This is a genomic window from Kitasatospora sp. NPDC056273, from assembly GCF_042268845.1.
Taxonomy (GTDB): domain Bacteria; phylum Actinomycetota; class Actinomycetes; order Streptomycetales; family Streptomycetaceae; genus Kitasatospora.
In genome coordinates, this window is sequence record NZ_JBHJSJ010000022.1 from 100,113 (window position 1) to 116,434 (window position 16,322).

Genomic DNA, 16,322 nt, shown 5'->3' on the forward strand with positions numbered 1-16,322 from the left:
TTCCGAACACACTGACGTCGCACTGATTCGCAACTGATGGGGCGAAGGCCCTGGTCAGAGGCCCGGGACGGGCCCCGGGGCGCCGCCGGGGGCGCCTGCCGGGGCGGCCCCGGGAGGCGCTGCTAGGCGCGCCCGACCTTGCCGGTGAGCAGTCCCTGGAAGAGGTTCAGCCGGTGGATGTTCGCGGCGCCCTCGAGGAACTCCATCGCCCGGGCGTCGCGCGCGAGCTTGTCCAGCAGCGGGTGCGCCAGCCGGGCCCCGGGCCCGAAGAAGCCGCAGGCCGCCAGCGTCACGTCCTCGGCGAGCCGGGCGGCGCGCAGTTTGGCGGCCGAGGCGAGGTGGCCGTCGGCCGGCCGGGCGTCGACCGTCGCGGCGGCGTCCAGCACCAGGCGGTGGACGGCGTCGATCCGGCGGCCGATCGCGTCCAGCCGCTCCTGCTCGGCGGTGCGCAGCGGGCCGCGGTGCGCGGTCACGTAGTCGTGGGCGGCGCGGGCGATCCCGACCGCGATCGCCGCGACGCCCGGGCGCAGCTGGTTGAAGATCTGGACGAAGGACCAGACCCCGCGCCGGCTGGCCGGGAGGTGGCGGCCGAGGACGTGTTCCTCGGGGACGGCCACCGACTCCAGCCGGACGGCGCTGATCCGCGCGCCGCGCAGCCCCAGCATGTCCAGCGGCTCGGCGTGGAACCCGGGGGTGTCGGTGTCGACCAGGACGGCGGTGATGCCGAGCGGGCCGGGCCGGGTGCGGGCGAAGACCACCGCGAGCCGGGCCCGCGAGGCGTTGCCCACGTAGCGCTTCTCGCCGCTGAGCAGGGCCCCGCCCGGGGCGGGGGTCAGCGCGGTGGTCAGGGCCGCCGCGTCCGAGCCGCGGTCCGGTTCGGTCAGCGCGAAGCAGGTCCACAGGGGTTCGCGCAGCATCCGGCCGTAGAACCACTCCTTCTGCCGCTCGTCGGCGCACAGGCCGACCGCGACGCCGGCCAGGAACGGGCCCGGCGAGGCGACCATCGCGCCGACGTCGGCGCGGGCGAGCTCCTCCATGACGACGGCGCGTTCCAGCGCCGAGTCGCCGCAGTGGCGCTGCCCGTCGATCTTCTCCGGCTCGTTCCCGTACGCGGCCGGGATGCCCATCGTCGCCAGGTAGCGCACGGCCGGGAGGTCCAGGTGCTGCCGGATGGCCTCCGGGTCGCGGTCGATCTCCAGCGCGAGCGGGCGCAGCCCGGCGCCCCACTCGCGGGCCCTGGCGCGCAGCGCGGCCAGGTGCCCGTCCGGCCCGGTCATCGCGGTTCCTCCCCGGTCACGTGGACCTCCGCCAGCAGCTCCGACAGGTAGCAGGGCATCCCGGGGCCGTCCCGCAGGTAGCCGCTGGCGCCCAGCAGCCGGACCTGCTCCCGGTCGGCCGCGGTGATCCGGGCGTGGACGTCCGCCAGCACCGCGGCGGGCAGGTCGCCCGGCCCGGCGCCGGACAGCACCGCCCGGACCTCCAGGTGGTCGGCCACCGCCTCGGCGACGGTGCCCTTCACCAGCTGCTGCTGCAACAGGTACGAGTCGCCGCTGCGGCGCCGGCCCAGGTAGCCCAGGCAGGCCGAGCGCAGCGACTCCGACAGGCCGAGCCGCACCCAGGCCAGGCCTAGGACGAAGGCGGCGCCGGCCTCCCGCTCGGCCGCGCCGCGCCGGGCCGGCGGCGCGGTCGTGACGGTGGCGGCGACCACCTCGCCGCCGGGCAGCGCGGTGCGCGACAGCACGGCCTCGTCGGCGGGGCGGCGCGGCCGGGTGGCGCCGGCCACCCAGAGCCCGCCGGCCTCGGCGAAGGTCCGGGCGTCGGTGGCGGTGTGCCCGCCCGGCCCGCAGGGCAGCAGGCCGGGCGTCAGGGCGGAGGCGAGCAGCCGCAGCGCCGGGGCGAGGCCCCGCTGCCGGGCGGCGTCCTGGCAGCGGGGCCACAGGTCCGTGTCCCGGTGCGTCACGGTGGTCACCGCCCGCCCCGTTCGATCAGGCAGACGGCCAGGTCGCCGGTGTCGGGCTCGTGGTCGACGACGGCGATCCGCTCCTCCCTCCCGGCCGACCAGGCGGGGTCGGCGGCGAGGGCGGTGAGGGTGCCGGAGGCCGGGTGGCCCGGCGGGGTGCGCACGATCCGGCCGGGGTGGCCGGGCAGGTCGCGCGCCGGGTCGAGGGCGGCGCCGAGGACCAACGGGCAGCCGGTGGCGTCCAGTTCGGCCAGGGCGGTGCGGACGGCGGCCGGCACGTCGTCCGGTCCGGTGCCGGTGCGCTGCCACAGGGTGAGCCGGCCGAGGGAGCCGGTGTCGGTCAGCAGCAGCGCGAGGCCGGCGTCCCCGGCGAGGTCCCGTCCGGTCTCGTACGGGAAGGTGGCCTGGTCGAGCACGAACACCGCGACGCTGCGCAGGTCGTGCCGCCGGGCGTAGGCGTCGGCCAGCCGCAGCGCGGCGAAGGGGGCGTTGGAGCCGCACTCGGAGACGGCGAAGGAGAGCGGCCCGCCGGGGACGCGCTCGGAGAGGCTGGTGACGGCGGCGAGCCGGCAGTCCAGGTCCGGGGTGGCGTGGGCGACCACGGCCAGGTCGATCGGCGGCGCCTGCGTGGCCACTGCCGCTCGTCGGTCCTGCGGGTCGAGCGCGGCGAGCAGCTCCCCGGCCATGTCGGCGAAGGTGTTCCCGGCCGCCTCCCGGACCAGCTCCGGCCGGTGGTCGACGCCGTAGGCGGCCGTCAGGTCGGCGAAGTGGCGCAGCGAGAAGGCGTCGTCGATCCGTGCCCGGCCCGGTGGGAACCTCCGGTGGGTGATCGCGGCGAGCCCGAGCGGGAAGACGGCGGGCGCCTCCCAGGGGCCCTTCGTCGGTACGGTCCGGACCGGCATGCTCAGCCGCCCAGTTCCGTGGCCACGAAGTCGGCCAGCGAGCGGACGCTCGCGAAGTGGGCCATCTCCAGCGAGTCGGTGTCGAACTCGACGTCCAGCGACTCCTCCAGCCGCATCAGCAGCTCGAAGACGCCGGTGGAGTCGAGGCCGAGCTCGTCGAAGAGCCGGGACTCCTCGGTGAGTTCGGGCAGGTCGTAGTCGAGCACCTCGCCGAGGGCGGCGGAGATCTCGGTGACGATCCGCGCGCGGTCCGTGCCGGTGGCTCCGGTCATGGTCGGCACTCCTTCCGGGGGTTGGGGGTGGGGGCGTGCGACAACTAGCTGGAGCGGCCGAGGAGTTCGGTGGCGATCGGGCGCTGGTGGCGCAGCAGGTCCTCCGGGCGGTCGGGCTCGCGGACCAGGTGCGCCTCGCCGTCGAGTACCAGCACCTCGGCCGGGTAGCCGTGGCTGAGGAAGTGCACGGGGGAGGCGGTCGGCCCGTACGCGCCGGAGCGCAGCACGCCGAGCAGGTCGCCCGGCCGTACCGGCGGCAGCTCGGCCTTCTTGGCCAGGGTGTCGTTGGGCGTGCAGAGCGGGCCGGTGACGTTCCAGACCTCGGTGGCGGGCTCGTCGAGCCGGTTGAGCAGCAGCATCGGGAAGTTGCGCTTGACGAAGGAGCCGATGCCGACCGCCGCCATGTGGTGGTGGGTGCCGCCGTCGGCGACCGCGAAGCGCTCGCCCAGCGACTCCTTCACGTACCGGATCCGGGTGACGTAGGTGCCGGCCAGCGCGGTGAGGTAGCGGCCGAGCTCCATCACCAGCCGGGTGCCGGGGTGGCGTTCGGCGAACGCGGCGACCAGCGGGTTGATCCCGGCGGCGAGCTTCGGCAGGTCGAGGTCCCGTTCGCCGTCGAAGTAGGCGACGCCGAGGCCGCCGCCGACGTCCACCAGCTCCAGCTCGAAGTCCAGGGCGGCGCTCAGGCGTTCGGCCAGGTCGAAGATCCGCTCGGTGTTCTCGACGATGGTGTCCTCGACCAGGATGCGGGTGCCCATGTAGACCTGGACGCCCATCACCCGCACCGCCGGGTGGCGCGCCACCAGCCCCGGGTCGGCCAGGAGTTGGGCCTCGTCCATGCCGAACTGGCGGGGCTTGCCGCCCATGGTGAGGCCGGAGCCCTTGACCGAGAAGCTCGGGTTGACCCGCAGCGCGACCGGCGCCACCGTGCCGCGCTCGCGCGCGAGTTCGTCGATCAGCGCGAGTTCCTGGAGGGACTCGCAGACGATCGCCGCGATCTCCTCGTCCAGGCAGGCGAGCAGTTCCTCCCGGCTCTTGCCCGGCCCGAGGAAGAGGATGTCCCGGCCGGCCACCCCGGCCTGCCGGGCGGTGCGCAGCTCGGTGAGCGAGGAGACCTCGGCGCGGGCGCCGTGGGCGTGGAGCAGGGCGCAGATGGCGAGGTTGGGGTTGGACTTGAGGGAGAAGAACACCTGGAGCCTGGGGTCCAGGTGTTCGCGCAGGTCGCGCATCCGCCCGGTCAGGGCGTCCCCGTCGTAGAGGAAGAGCGGGGTGCCGTACCGCTGGGCGATCTCGGTGACGGGTGTGCCCTGGATCTCGAAGACGTCGCTCATGGCCGGTCCCCTCTCTCCCGCCGGTCGAGCCGGTCGGCGATCTCCGCGTCGATGGTGGTCAGTTCCTCCGCCGAGTCCGCGAGGACGATCCCGTACAGCCGGCCGTCGACCGGGGCGCCGCCGCCGGTGAACGCCGCGTTGACGGTGGCGAAGTTGTTCACCAGCAGGCCGGTGCCGCCGGCCGGGTCGAGCAGCAGGCCGTCGAGCAGCCGGCGCAGCTCGTCGAAGGCCAGCGGTGCGGTCAGCCGCAGCGGGTAGTGGCGGGCGACGGCGACCTGTTGCGGCTTGACGAACCGTTCCTGCAGACGGACCTGGTAGGTGGACATGTTGTTGCGGGCGTTGATCTCCACGATCGGGTAGATCCCGCCGTCCGGGTCCACCATGGCGTCCACGCCCACCACGCCGTGGAAGCCGTCCGAGGCCAGCCGCTTGCCGAGCAGGTCCGCGGCGGTGCGCAGCTCGTCGACCTGGTCGGCGCCGAGCCGGGCGGGCATCCGGTGGCCCTTGTGGACGCCGTCCTCGGTGAGCTGCTCCTTGACGAAGTCGAACGCCACCGAGCCGTCCAGGCCCACCGTGAACTGGTAGTTGAGGTCGGTGCTCTTGGCGACCCACTCCTCGACCACCATGGCGATCCGCGGCCGGCCGGAGGCCTCGACCTGCTTGGCGATCAGCCCGAGGATCCGCTCGCCGCGGCGCCGGCTGGTCAGCCGGGCGATGCCCTTGCCGGAGACGCCGAACGCCTCCTTCACCACGGCCCGGCCGTCGCCGAGTTCGGCGTCCACCGCCGCGAAGGCGTCGGCGAGTTCGGCGAGCGTCTCGCAGGCCCAGCCCCGGGGCTGGCGCAGGCCGAGCTCGTCGGCGATCCGGCGGCTGTAGACCTTGCTGTTGACGGCCTTGCAGGTGGCCGCGTCCGGCCCGGCCAGGCGCAGCCCGGTGGCCGCGGCGAGGCGCTCCTCCGGCTCGGACACGCCGTGCGCGGCGATCCGGCAGCCGTCGGCGGCCAGGCCCGCCAGTTCGGCGAGCAGGGCCGGGTCGGCCAGGGCGTCCTCGGTGACGGTGCGCTGCGGGTCCTGGGCGGCGGGGACGTGGACGTGCGGCAGGTCCAGGCCGAGCCCGGCCAGGTAGCCGAGGTAGTCGCCGTCCGGCCGGGTCTTGAGCACCACGTGGTCCCGGCCGCCGGCCAGCAGCAACGCGAACTCGTCCATCCGGTTGACCACGGCGCTGGAGGTGGCGGCGGAGAGCCGGGGCAGGGTGTGCTCGCCGAGCGCCCACTGCTGCTCCACCTCGAAGTTGCCCAGGAAGAGCAGCCGGGCGTCGGGGGAGCCGGTCAGGGCGAGGGCCAGCCGGTCGGCGGCATCGGGGGCATCGGCGGCATCGGGGGTCCGGCCCCCGTCGCGGGCGCCCATCAGTGCCTCACGACCATCGCGGCGAAGGACTGGCCGAGCCCCGCGGAGGTCATCAGGTAGGTGTCCCCGGGCCGCAGCAGGCCGAGTTCGAGCGCCGACTGGTAGTTGATGAAGGGGTCGGCGCAGAAGCAGTGGCCGGTCCGGCCGATGTTCTCCAGGAAGATGCGGTCCCGGTCGATGCCGAGCGCGTTGGCGGCGACCGTCCAGGAGACCCGGTTGACGTTGTGCGGCAGCACCAGGTCGAGGTCGCCGACGGCCAGGCCGGCCGCGGCCAGGGCGCCGTCGATGACCTCGGCCATCGCGTCCTGGTAGATCCGCTTGGCCTCGCGGGCGCCCTCGGCGTCGAGGTCGATGACGCCGTCCTCGCGGCCGTGGATGCGGGCGTGGTAGCCGAGCACCCGGTTGCGGTCGCCGCCGGCGCCCACCAGGACGGCGGTGACGCCCTCGCCCATGATCGAGACGTCCTCGACCCACTGGGAGAACGGGGTGAGCGTCTTGTCCCCGGCCAGCACCAGCGCGAGCGCGTCCGGGTCGCCGTCCGCCGCCAGCAGGGTGCCGGCCGCGTCCACCGCGAGCAGTCCGGTCGCGCAGCCGTGGTCGGCCACCGAGAAGACCTTCGCCCGGCGCAGCCCCAGCGACTCGCAGACCGTCCGCAGCGGGCTGACCGGGTACGGTGCGGTGGTGCGCAGCCCCTTGGCGCGCACCACGTACCGGATCCGGTCCTCCTGCCCGGCGAGGGCGTCGAGCTTGCCCGCCGCGGTGGCCAGCAGCTCCGCCTCGGACTGGTCGGGCGCCTGGCAGATCCGGTCGAGGCCGTACAGCCTGGTGAACCGGCGCACCTGCTGGTCGGTCAGCCCCAGCGGCTCCCGCAGCTGTTCGACCGAGACCGTCGGTGGCAGGTAGCTCGATACCGCTTCTATCGACGTCATGCGACGGGGCCTCCTCGCGACAAGGATCGGAGCCCCACCAGATTCGCCGGGAACGCTGACAGGCTGCTGACGCCCGGCTGATCGCCGGACGGCAGCCCGTTGCGCGGGTTGTCAGGCCTGCTTGACCTGGATGCGCCCGTTGCTGGTGCTCAGGTCGAGCTGGTAGCGGCCGGACGGGTCGTCGGAGACCCCGATGTCCTTGTGGCCGTTGCCGGTCTTCGCGGACACCTTGTACGTGGCGCTCGGCACGACCAGGGTGATGGCGCCGTTGGACGTCGACGCGGAGACGTCCTGCGGCTTGGTCGAGACGAGGTCGATCGCCCCGTTGTGGGTCTCGGTCTGGATGCGGCTGCCGTTCAGCCCGCGCCCGGTGATGGCGCCGTTGGTGGTCTTCACCTCCGTGGTGCCGTTCACCCCGTCCAGGCTGACCGCCCCGGAGTGGGTGGACACCTGCACGTTGCCCACCTGGGTCAGGTTGACCGAGCCGGAGTTGGTCTGGCCGCTGACCGGCAGGCCCGAGGGGACCTCGACGGTGTAGGTGACCGAGCAGTACTGGCCGCAGCCGCCCAGCACCAGGACGCCGTTCTCGACCCGGCTCGTCACCCCGGGCTTGTCGTTCTTGTAGCTGACCGACCGGTGCACGGAGACCTTGTCGAGGCCGTCCTTGCCGCGCAGGGTCACGCCGCCGGAGGTGGTGTCGAGCCGTACGGCGGTGATCTTGTCGCTCACCGTGGCGTCGTCGTCGAAGTTGTTGTCGGGAGCCAACCCGCACGCGCTGAGACCGCCCACGGCGGCCGCGAGGACGACGAAGGACGCGAGACGGCCGGACTGCTGGCGCATGTCATTCCCCAGATCTGAAGGACGTTCCTGGACAGGCCCCGTCGCGGGGCGGACCCCACGAAGCTATCCCGCTGGGAAAGCCGGGGACCATGGGGCTAACCCCCGTCTCCTGAGGGGGAGTTCCCCCAAACGGTGGATGTCAGGCGAATGTCAGTTCCGGGTCAGCGCGGCCGTCCAGAGTCGAGGCATGACAGCGCTGACGGCACGGGCTCCCGAGCGGACCCTGGGCGTACTGGGCGGCATGGGCCCGGCGGCGACCGCGGAGTTCCTGCGGCTGCTCGCGGCCGACGCGCCGGCCTCCCGGGACCAGCAGCACCCCCGGTTGCTGCTGCTGTCCGAGCCGGGCATCCCGGACCGCACCGCCGCGATCCTCGGCGGCGACGACGAGCCCGGGCGGCGGGTGCGGGAGTGCCTGCGCACGCTGGCCGGCTGGGGCGCGGACCTGCTGGCCGTCCCCTGCAACACGGCGCACGTCTTCCTGGACGGCTTCGCCGCCACCTCGCCCGTCCCGGTGGTCGACATCGTCGACGCCACCCTGGACGAGGCCGTCCGGCTGAGCCCGGACGGCGGCTGGCTCACGGCGACCACCGGGACCGTGCGCAGCGGCCTCTACCAGCGGCGGGCCGCGGCCCGGGGCTACCGGCTGCTGGTGCCCGACGGCGGGACGCAGGAGGCGGTCCACGGGGCCGCCGAACGGGTGAAGGCCGGACGGGCCGAGGAGGCCGGCGCCGCCTTCCGGGAGGCCGTCGGACGGCTCTGGCGGCGCCGGCGGCTGCCGGTGGTGGCGGCCTGCACCGAACTCCCGCTCGCCTACCGGAGCGCGGGCCTGCCGCCGGAGCTGATGGTCTCCAGCCTGGCCGCGCTCTCCCGGGCCTGCATCGCCGAGCTGTACCGGAGCGTCCCGGTGCGGTCCTGAGGCGCGCGCGTACGCGTACGGCACGGCCCCGGCGGAGGAACGCCGGGGCCGTGCCGTACGCGTGCGGGCCGGTCAGCCGCAGCCGCCCGCGTGGCCGTCGTCGACGGCCCGGGCGCCGAGCCCGACCGCCGGGGCGGCCGGTGGCGGCAGCGCCCCGTCGCCGCCGGCCCGGGCCCGCAGGTGGGCGACGAAGTCCGGCAGCCGGTCCAGCCCCCAGAAGCGGTTGAAGCCCTGGACGAAGAACGGGACGCCGAACACCCCGTCGTCGCAGATGTCCTTGAGCAGCAGGGCCCCCTGCCGGCGCAGCTCCGGGTCGTCGCTCGCACCCGCCAACTCCGCCGGGTCGAGGCCCAGTTCGGCCCCGATCCCGGCGATGACGGTCCGGTCGCAGATGTCCCGGCCCTGCTCCCAGCGGGCCCGGTAGGCGGCCGCGGCGAACTGCGGGCCGAGACCCCCGCGCAGGGCCCGCAGATAGGCCAGGTGGGGGACCTCCCACACCGGGTCGCGGTCCACCGGCCAGCGGAACGCGATCCCCCGCGCGGCGGTGAGGCGCCGCACGTCCTGGAGGACGTACAGGTGCTTGGCGCGGGACATCGCGGTGTACGGGAACGAGCCGCCGAGCTCGGCCAGCAGCCGCTCGCTGGTGCCGTCCGGCTCGAAGAAGGGCCGCCACTCCACCGCCCCGGCGACGTCCGGGTGCCGCTCCAGCAGCTCGCGGTAGGCGAGCCAGGAGTACGGGCTGCGCAGCGAGAAGTAGAACCGCGGAGCCCTGCCGGACCCGCTCACAGCACCAGCCCGCCGTCGACGCCGAAGACCTGCCCGGTGATGTACGAGGCGCGGTCGGAGAGCAGGAAGGAGACCAGGTCGGCGACCTCCTCGGGGCGGCCGAGGCGGCCCAGCGGGATGCGTCCGGTGAGGTCGGCGCCCTCGGCGAGGGCGGAGGTCATGTCGGTCTCGATGAAGCCGGGCGCCACGGAGTTGACCCGGATGCCGCGCGGCGCGACCTCCTTGGCCAGCGCCTTGGAGAACCCGATGATCCCGGCCTTGGACGCCGAGTAGTTGGTCTGGGTGGCGTTGCCGTACACGCCGGCCACCGAGGACATCGTCACCAGGGCGCCGGCACGGCGCTTCATCATCGCGAACACCGCCGCCCGGCAGACGTGGTACGTGCCGTCCAGGTTGACCCGCATGACGTCCTGCCAGGCCTGTTCGGTGAGCAGCACCAGCGGGTTGTCCCGGACGATGCCGGCCGAGGAGACGACCGCGTGGAGCGGCCCCAGCTCCTGCTCGGCGGCCTTGACGAAGGCCTCGGCCTGGGCGCGGTCGGCCACGTCGACCCGCCGGGCCAGCACCCGGGCGCCGGCCGCCTCGGCCTCCTTCGCGGTCTCCGCCGCGGCCTCCTCCCGGGACTGGTAGCAGAACGCCACGTCGTAGCCGTCGGCGGCGAGCCGGGCCACCACGCTGCGTCCGATGCCCCGGGACCCTCCGGTCACCAGGGCGACCCGTCGTGCGGACATCAGGACCTCCCGTCGGTCGTGCTTCCAGGGGCTCGGAGGAGTTCCGCCGGGCGCAGTGCCAGCGTCAACTGGCCGACCTCCAGCACCGGGTGGCCGTCCACGGTGCTGCGGCCGGAGGTGATGAAGGAGTCGCCCAGGGCACGGACCATGGTGACCTCGTGCACCACGACCGAGCCGGGGCGGACCGGGCCGAGCACCCGGACGTCCCGGGTCCGGGCCAGCAGTACGACCTGCCCGTCCAGCACGTTGGCGTTCGGCCGCTCCCAACAGGACAGCAGCACCGCGCACTGCGCCCAGGACTCCAGCAGCTGGCCGAGCGGGTAGTCGTACTCCTCGTTGGCGGCGTCCTCGGGCACGTCCCGGTAGGCGGGCTCGGCGAGGGTGACCGCCTTGTACGCGACGAGCCGGCGGCCCGGTTCGATCTCGGCGATCCGGTCGACCAGCAGCGCGGGGTGGCGGTGCGGGACGACCGAGGTGATGGCGGCGATGTCCTTCACAGGGCCTCCCGGGGGTAGAACAGGGTGATCTCGGCGGCGAGTCGGTCGTTGGCGTGGACCTGGGCGCAGACCCGGGCCCCGTCGTGGTCGCGCTGGATCCGGGCGTCGACGGCGATCTCGTCGCCGGGCCGCACCGGGCTCAGGAAGCGCGCCCGGGTGAGCTCGGCCCGGCCGGGGCCGGGGACGGCGGCCGCGGCCGCCAGCTCGTGGACGTACTGCACCAGGCCGAAGCCGGGGACCACCGGCAGTCCGGGGTAGTGCCCGCGCAGGAACGGTTCGGCCGCGGTCAGCACGACGGTGCCCCGGACGTGCCGCGCCACCGGTTCGCCGGCCGCGCCGGGGGGTTCCGGGCGGCCGTCCGGCTCCGCCACGGTCAACGCTGTGAGCATCATGGTCTGTCCCTCCTCTGTGTCGGGGCTGTCCGGGCCTGCCGACCGGGCCCCGCCGGTGCCGGGCCTGCCGGGACCGGGCCCCGCCGTGTCCGGGCCGCCGCGGTCAGCCGCCCAGGAGCGCGCAGCCGACCGTGCCGTCCCGGTCGACGCAGGTCACCAGTGCCAGCCCGCCCTCGGGCAGCCGTCCCTCGCCGGCCGCGGCCAGCACCGCCGCCAGCTGGAGGCCGGTCGCGGCCGCCGAGGCGTCGCCGAGCAGCGGCCGGCAGCGGAGCCACTGCGGCTCCGCCCCGGCGGGCAGGGCCGCGCGCACCGCCGCCTCCTCGTCCGGTCCGCCGAGCGGGGCCGCCAGGCGTACGTCCCGGCCGTCCGCGCCGGCCTCGGCGAGCGCCGCGCGCACGCAGTCGGTCAGTGCCCCGGCGGCCTGCTCGGGCCGGTGGTAGGCGCGGAAGCGGGTGCCGAGCAGCCGTGCCAGGACCGGGCGGTGCGCCGCGCGCGCCTGCTCGGCGGACTCCAGCAGCCAGGCGACGCCGCCCTCGCCGAGCGGGGTCCGGCCGTCCTCGCCCGCGCTGTGCCACTCCAGCCAGGCGCGCTGGACCGAGTACTCCTCGGCGGCGCCGCACAGCACCCGGTCGCAGTGCCCGCCGCGGTACAGCCGGGCGGCGTAGCCGAGGGCGAGCAGGCCGGCCGACCAGCCGCCCGCGATGGTGCTGTTGGGGCCCTTGATGCCGTGCCAGATCGCGCACTGGCCCGCGGCCCGGTTCATCACGGTGTTCGGGAACCTGGCCGGGTCGACCAGGTAGGGGCGGTCGCCGGTGAGCGAGTCCTTGGTGAAGTCCATGATGCTCTGCACGCTGCCCGAGCCGGTGCCCAGGACCAGGCCGACCCGTTCGGGGCGGTCCAGCAGGCCGGGCCCGCAGCCGTCGAGCAGGGTGCCGAAGGTGTGCACGGCGAGCGCGGTGACCCGGTCCATGGTCCTGGTGCCCTTGCGGCCGAGGGCCGCGGCGGCGCTGAAGTCCGGTACCAGGGCGGCCTGTTCGTAGGGGCCGGGGTACGCGGTGCGGTCCAGTGCGGCGACGGCGCCGGTGCCCGCGCGCAGCCCCGCGCCGAAGGCCTGCGCGCCGACCCCGAAGGGCGAGACCGCCGACCAGGCGGAGAACACCGGCTCGGGCACCGCCCGGTCCGGGCCGGCCGGCCCGGACCGGGCCCGGCTGTCGGTCGCCGTCATGCCCGGCCCCGGCCGAGGGCCTTGCCCGCCTTGCCGGTCAGGGCGTCGGTCAGCCGGTCGTCGAAGTCGACCAGGCTCCAGTCGCGGCGGTTCTCGATCACCGCCCAGCCGTGGGTGATCCGGCCGGTGGCGGTCGGCACCAGGACGCCGTCGCGCAGCACGTAGGCGTCCATCCGCGCGGTGTAGGTCAGCCGCTTGAAGACGCTCTCGACGGTGTAGACGGTGTAGAGCGTCTCCTCCATCAGCGCCTCGTCGAGGAGGGTGATCCGGGAGTGCGGGACGACCGGGATCCAGTCCTGCTCGTCCAGCAGGGTCTTGATGGAGACGCCGCGGTCCGCCAGGAAGAGGTCGACGACCTCCTCCATCTGCCGGAGGTACCCGGACATCTGGACCCGCTCGGTGAAGTGGCAGTAGAAGTACGGCATCCGCCACGCCCAGCCGAAGGCGTTGCGGCCCGCCGTCAGCTGCTCGAGCGGGTCGGTGCCGGGCTCCAGCGGGACGGTCGCCGCGCCCGCGCCCAGCCGGTCGACGGTGAGTCCGACGAGCTCGGCGGGCGGTTCGGCGACGGCGTGGCCGCGCGGGTCGGAGCGGAGGTGGACGGTGGCCTTGGCGGCGACGGCCTTCACGGTCTCGCCGGAGCGCTCCACGGTCAGCTCCACGCCCAGGCGCAGCCCGCCGCCGTCCTGGGCGGGCAGCCGGCGCACGGTGGCCGTCACCACGTCGTCGATGTGCAGCGCGGTGAGGATCTTGGTGTCGAGATCGGTGAGGTCGACGCCCAGGCCGTACCGCTCGAAGAGCTCCCCGGGCGGGAACCCGTGCTGCCGGGCGTGGTCGTAGACCGCCTCCTCGACCAGGTAGTTGACGTGCTTGAAGCCGATCCAGGTGCAGATGTTCGAGCCCTCGTAGCGGGGGCGCAGCCGCACCCGCGTGGTCGGGTCGGCGGCGGGGGCACTGCTGGTCATGGCAACTCCTGGGGTGAGAGGGTGGTGGCGTCGGCGTGCGGCGCCCCGGGCACGGCGGCGCGCAGGAACTCGCACACCAGCCGGGTGACCAGGTCGGGCCGCTCGACCATCGGGAAGTGCCGACAGCCCGGCAGCAGTTCGTACCGCGCCCCGGGCACCCGGGCCGCGAGGGCCCGGCCGTCCTCGGGCCGGGCGGCGGTGTCCCGCTGCCCGGACAGCACGAGCAGCGGCGAGCCGACGGCGCCGAGGTCGAGCGTGGGGGAGCGCAGGTAGGCCTCGAAGAACCGCATCCAGCCGTACGGCCCGACCTGGTCGCGCAGTTGGCGCGCCATCCAGTCGCGGTGGGACCGGGCGAACCGCGCGGTCTCGCCGACCTCCAGCGCCTCCTCGAAGACGCGGTGGAAGTCGTTGAGGTAGTACGAGATCACCGACCAGTCGAAGTCCTTGGGGCTGGGCCGGTAGAAGGGGCTGATCAGCACGGTCGGCCGGGGCGCGGTGCGGCCGGCCGCGGTCGCCTCGACGACCAGGTTCGCCGCGTACGAGTGGGCCACGACGGCGTCGAAGCGCTCGTCCAGCAGCTCGACCAGGAACCGGCCGGGGTCGGGCCGGGCGCCCCAGCCGTCGCCCTCGGACTGGGCGCGCCACGGCAGTTCGACGTCCCACAGCTCGAAGGCGGCCCCGGCCCGCCGGACCAGCGGGCTCCACACCGAGGGTTTGCCGCCCAGGCCGTGCAGCAGCAGCACCCGGACCGGGTCGGGGCCCTCGGCGGCCCTGCGCAGCCGGGGGGTGGGCGCGTTCATGCGTCCGGGTGCGCTCGGTACGCGCCGAGGATGAGCACCGCGTTGTTGCCGGCGAAGGCCAGCGCGTTGTTCTGCACGATGCGCACCTCGGCGGGGCGGGCCCGGTTGGGGACGGGGTCCAGGCCGCACTCCGGGTCGGTCTGCCGGTGGTTGATCGTCGGCGGGATGAAGCCCTCCTTGATCGCCAGCGCGCAGGCGGCGGAGGCGAGGGCGCTGGCCGCGCCCATGGTGTGGCCGAGCATGGACTTGATGGAGACGGTCGGCGGCGGGGTGGCGAACACCTGCCGGATCGCGCCCGCCTCCGTCACGTCGTTGGCCTTGGTGCCGGTGCCGTGCGCGGAGATGAAGTCGATGTCCTCCGGCTTCACCCCGGCGTTGCGGTGGGCCAGTTCGATGCAGGCGGCGAGGCTGTCGCGGTCCGGCGCGACCGGGTGGTGGGCGTCGCAGTTGAGCCCGTACCCGAGCACCTCGGCGTAGATCCCCGCGCCGCGGGCCAGCGCCGACTCCAGGCTCTCCATCAGCAGGATGCCGGCGCCCTCGCCGGTGAGGATGCCCTTGCGGTCGACGTCGAAGGGCTGGCTCAGCTCCGGCGCGATGGTGCCGAGCCGGTAGAAGCCGGTGAAGGTCTTGCGGCAGACCGCGTCGGCGCCGCCGGACAGGGCGACGTCCGCCTCGCCCGAGCGGATCGCGTCGAAGCCGGAGCCGATGGCGTAGTTGCCCGCGGCGCAGGCGGTCGCGATGGTGACGGCCTCCACGTCGGTGAGCTCCAGTTCGCGCACCACGCTGCTGGACAGCAGGCCGGCCGCCGACCGGCGGGCCACCACGGGGGACAACCCTTCGGGGCCGTGGTGGAGTTGGTGCTCCGTCAGGGCGTCGAGGTCGCGCGACTCGCCGTCGGTGGTGCCGACCGAGACCAGGACGCGCCTGGCGCGGAGCTCCTCCAGGGCGAGGCCCGCGTCGGCCACCGCCATCCTCGCCGCCGCGACGGAGAACTGGCTGGCCCGGCCCAGCTCTTCGGGATCCCCGTGCTCGATCCACTGGGCCGGGTCGAAGTCGTCGATCTCGCAGCCGTTCGCGTGGGCGTAGCCCGTGGTGTCGAAGGACGTGATCGGCTTGACGCCGCTGCGGCCGCTGCGGAGCCCGCCGAGGAACTCGGCCGCCCCGGTGCCGATGCTGGTGACCGCGCCCAGCCCGGTGATGACGACCCGGCGCGGTTCCCGGTCTCCGCTGCCCACCATTGCTGACTCCGTTCTGTCGACTCGGCGCTGCGGCGGGCTACTTGGACAGGCTCTCCTGGACGACGGCGACGACGCCGTCCAGGTTGACCATCCGGATCAGCTCGGCCTGGTCGATCTCGATCGAGAAGGTCCGCTCCAGCGAGGAGAGGATCTCGATGGCGCCCAGCGAGTCGGCGTTGTGGTCCTCCTTGAACCGGCTGGTGTCGGTGACCTCGTCGGCCTCCAGTTCGAGGATGTCGCAGACGATCTCCTTGATCTGGGCGCGCTGTTCGGTGGTGACGACCGCGGTGCTGGGCATTTCGCCTCCCGGTGAGGGGGTGGGTGCGACAGATGATGATCTGAATTCTTCTCGCCCGCGCTGACGGGCAACTGACGTGCAACTGACGGTCGTTGATCGGCTTGACAGTGCTCGCCAACACCTGTCAGTCTCAACTTTCAGGTAGGAGGAAGAGGGTGGGGGTGCCGACAAGCGCGGAACTACTGGCCCTGCTCGCCGCCGTCGGGCACACCCAGCGCCTGCGGATCATCGGCGAACTGGCGCAGGGCCGGGTCCACGTCAGTGAACTGGCCCGGCGGCTGGGCATGTCCAGGCCGCTGCTCTACATGCACCTGGAGCGGCTCGAACACGCCGGCCTGGTCGCCGGCGCGCTGGAGCTCTCCGATGACGGCAAGGCCATGAAGTTCTTCGAACTCACTCCGTTCGACATCCGCGTCACGGTCGACACCGTCATCGCCGCCCTCCGGGAGGACCGGGCGCAGGTCGACGGGCGCAACGCGACGCCCGAAGGCAGCGACGCCTGAACCAGGCGCCGCCCGGAGGAAGGCGCGACGCCCGAAGGAACAGAAGGGACCCTCATGAGCGGCGGCGTGATCGCCATCGTCATCACACTGATCGTCATCGGCGGGATCAGCGTCAGCATCGTCTCGTACTTCACCCTCCAGCGGCACCGCGCGGACGCCGCCGCGATGGCCGCCTACCGGCAGCTGGCCGAGGAGACGCTGACCGGACAGAAGGCGCTCCGGGGTGAACTACGGGCGCTGACCGCCAGGTTGGCATCGGTCGAGGACCTGCTGCGAAGCGTCGACGAACTCTGAACCACCCGTCCCACCCGTTCCATCCGCGCCGTCCGGCGCC

Annotated in this window: 20 protein-coding genes; 3 read left to right on the plus strand and 17 right to left on the minus strand. The window is 74.1% G+C overall.

Annotated features, from left to right (window positions below):
- Positions 1–122: 122 nt before the first annotated feature.
- From ACFCY1_RS21020 to ACFCY1_RS21055, 8 genes are all read right to left on the minus strand, one after another.
- On the minus strand, positions 123–1,277 hold the full coding sequence (locus ACFCY1_RS21020) for an acyl-CoA dehydrogenase family protein (RefSeq protein ID WP_049658255.1): 1,155 nt from the start codon (positions 1,275–1,277) through the stop codon (positions 123–125).
- A complete protein-coding gene (locus ACFCY1_RS21025) occupies positions 1,274–1,969 on the minus strand; it encodes a hypothetical protein (RefSeq protein WP_375875539.1) in 696 nt (231 codons plus the stop codon). The genes ACFCY1_RS21020 and ACFCY1_RS21025 overlap by 4 nt, the downstream gene beginning before the upstream one ends.
- Complete coding sequence (locus tag ACFCY1_RS21030) at positions 1,966–2,862, minus strand: hypothetical protein (protein WP_375875540.1); 897 nt, start codon at positions 2,860–2,862, stop codon at positions 1,966–1,968. Before ACFCY1_RS21030 ends, ACFCY1_RS21025 begins: the two co-directional genes overlap by 4 nt.
- 2 nt (positions 2,863–2,864) lie before the next feature.
- Positions 2,865–3,134, minus strand: a complete 270-nt coding sequence (locus ACFCY1_RS21035) for an acyl carrier protein (protein ID WP_049655074.1) — start codon at positions 3,132–3,134, stop codon at positions 2,865–2,867.
- 44 nt (positions 3,135–3,178) lie between these two features.
- On the minus strand, positions 3,179–4,465 hold the full coding sequence (locus ACFCY1_RS21040) for a type III PLP-dependent enzyme (protein WP_375875541.1): 1,287 nt from the start codon (positions 4,463–4,465) through the stop codon (positions 3,179–3,181).
- Positions 4,462–5,871: a hypothetical protein gene (locus tag ACFCY1_RS21045; RefSeq protein WP_375875542.1), complete on the minus strand. Its 1,410-nt coding sequence runs from the start codon at positions 5,869–5,871 to the stop codon at positions 4,462–4,464. The genes ACFCY1_RS21040 and ACFCY1_RS21045 overlap by 4 nt, the downstream gene beginning before the upstream one ends.
- Complete coding sequence (locus ACFCY1_RS21050) at positions 5,871–6,800, minus strand: 3-oxoacyl-[acyl-carrier-protein] synthase III C-terminal domain-containing protein (protein ID WP_049655080.1); 930 nt, start codon at positions 6,798–6,800, stop codon at positions 5,871–5,873. Before ACFCY1_RS21050 ends, ACFCY1_RS21045 begins: the two co-directional genes overlap by 1 nt.
- Before the next feature lie 111 nt (positions 6,801–6,911).
- Positions 6,912–7,640, minus strand: a complete 729-nt coding sequence (locus ACFCY1_RS21055) for a DUF4097 family beta strand repeat-containing protein (protein ID WP_375875543.1) — start codon at positions 7,638–7,640, stop codon at positions 6,912–6,914.
- Positions 7,641–7,827: 187 nt separating this feature from the next.
- Between ACFCY1_RS21055 and ACFCY1_RS21060 the strand changes: the two genes are divergently transcribed.
- Positions 7,828–8,556 carry an aspartate/glutamate racemase family protein gene (locus ACFCY1_RS21060; RefSeq protein ID WP_053112228.1) on the plus strand — a complete coding sequence of 243 codons (729 nt, stop codon included), beginning with the start codon at positions 7,828–7,830 and terminating at the stop codon, positions 8,554–8,556.
- Between the two features lie 72 nt (positions 8,557–8,628).
- On the opposite strand, the gene ACFCY1_RS21065 is transcribed toward ACFCY1_RS21060, so the two are convergent.
- From ACFCY1_RS21065 to ACFCY1_RS21105, 9 genes are all read right to left on the minus strand, one after another.
- Complete coding sequence (locus ACFCY1_RS21065) at positions 8,629–9,342, minus strand: 2-hydroxychromene-2-carboxylate isomerase (RefSeq protein WP_375875544.1); 714 nt, start codon at positions 9,340–9,342, stop codon at positions 8,629–8,631.
- Positions 9,339–10,073 (minus strand): 3-oxoacyl-[acyl-carrier-protein] reductase, encoded by a 735-nt coding sequence (fabG, locus tag ACFCY1_RS21070; RefSeq protein WP_049655090.1) that lies wholly within the window; start codon positions 10,071–10,073, stop codon positions 9,339–9,341. Before fabG ends, ACFCY1_RS21065 begins: the two co-directional genes overlap by 4 nt.
- Positions 10,073–10,570, minus strand: coding sequence for a 3-hydroxyacyl-ACP dehydratase FabZ family protein (locus ACFCY1_RS21075; protein WP_049655093.1), 498 nt, complete (start codon positions 10,568–10,570; stop codon positions 10,073–10,075). The genes fabG and ACFCY1_RS21075 overlap by 1 nt, the downstream gene beginning before the upstream one ends.
- Positions 10,567–10,962 carry a hypothetical protein gene (locus ACFCY1_RS21080; RefSeq protein ID WP_375875545.1) on the minus strand — a complete coding sequence of 132 codons (396 nt, stop codon included), beginning with the start codon at positions 10,960–10,962 and terminating at the stop codon, positions 10,567–10,569. Before ACFCY1_RS21080 ends, ACFCY1_RS21075 begins: the two co-directional genes overlap by 4 nt.
- A gap of 103 nt (positions 10,963–11,065) precedes the next feature.
- Positions 11,066–12,187, minus strand: a complete 1,122-nt coding sequence (locus ACFCY1_RS21085) for a beta-ketoacyl synthase N-terminal-like domain-containing protein (protein ID WP_375875546.1) — start codon at positions 12,185–12,187, stop codon at positions 11,066–11,068.
- Positions 12,184–13,149 (minus strand): hypothetical protein, encoded by a 966-nt coding sequence (locus ACFCY1_RS21090; RefSeq protein WP_117487105.1) that lies wholly within the window; start codon positions 13,147–13,149, stop codon positions 12,184–12,186. Before ACFCY1_RS21090 ends, ACFCY1_RS21085 begins: the two co-directional genes overlap by 4 nt.
- A complete protein-coding gene (locus ACFCY1_RS21095) occupies positions 13,146–13,949 on the minus strand; it encodes an alpha/beta fold hydrolase (protein WP_375875547.1) in 804 nt (267 codons plus the stop codon). Before ACFCY1_RS21095 ends, ACFCY1_RS21090 begins: the two co-directional genes overlap by 4 nt.
- Complete coding sequence (locus ACFCY1_RS21100) at positions 13,946–15,187, minus strand: beta-ketoacyl-[acyl-carrier-protein] synthase family protein (RefSeq protein ID WP_375875548.1); 1,242 nt, start codon at positions 15,185–15,187, stop codon at positions 13,946–13,948. Before ACFCY1_RS21100 ends, ACFCY1_RS21095 begins: the two co-directional genes overlap by 4 nt.
- Before the next feature lie 37 nt (positions 15,188–15,224).
- Complete coding sequence (locus tag ACFCY1_RS21105) at positions 15,225–15,485, minus strand: acyl carrier protein (RefSeq protein WP_049652157.1); 261 nt, start codon at positions 15,483–15,485, stop codon at positions 15,225–15,227.
- Positions 15,486–15,646: 161 nt separating this feature from the next.
- Between ACFCY1_RS21105 and ACFCY1_RS21110 the strand changes: the two genes are divergently transcribed.
- Positions 15,647–15,988, plus strand: coding sequence for a winged helix-turn-helix domain-containing protein (locus ACFCY1_RS21110; RefSeq protein WP_049652158.1), 342 nt, complete (start codon positions 15,647–15,649; stop codon positions 15,986–15,988).
- A gap of 54 nt (positions 15,989–16,042) precedes the next feature.
- Complete coding sequence (locus ACFCY1_RS21115) at positions 16,043–16,282, plus strand: hypothetical protein (protein WP_049652159.1); 240 nt, start codon at positions 16,043–16,045, stop codon at positions 16,280–16,282.
- Positions 16,283–16,322 lie beyond the last annotated feature (40 nt).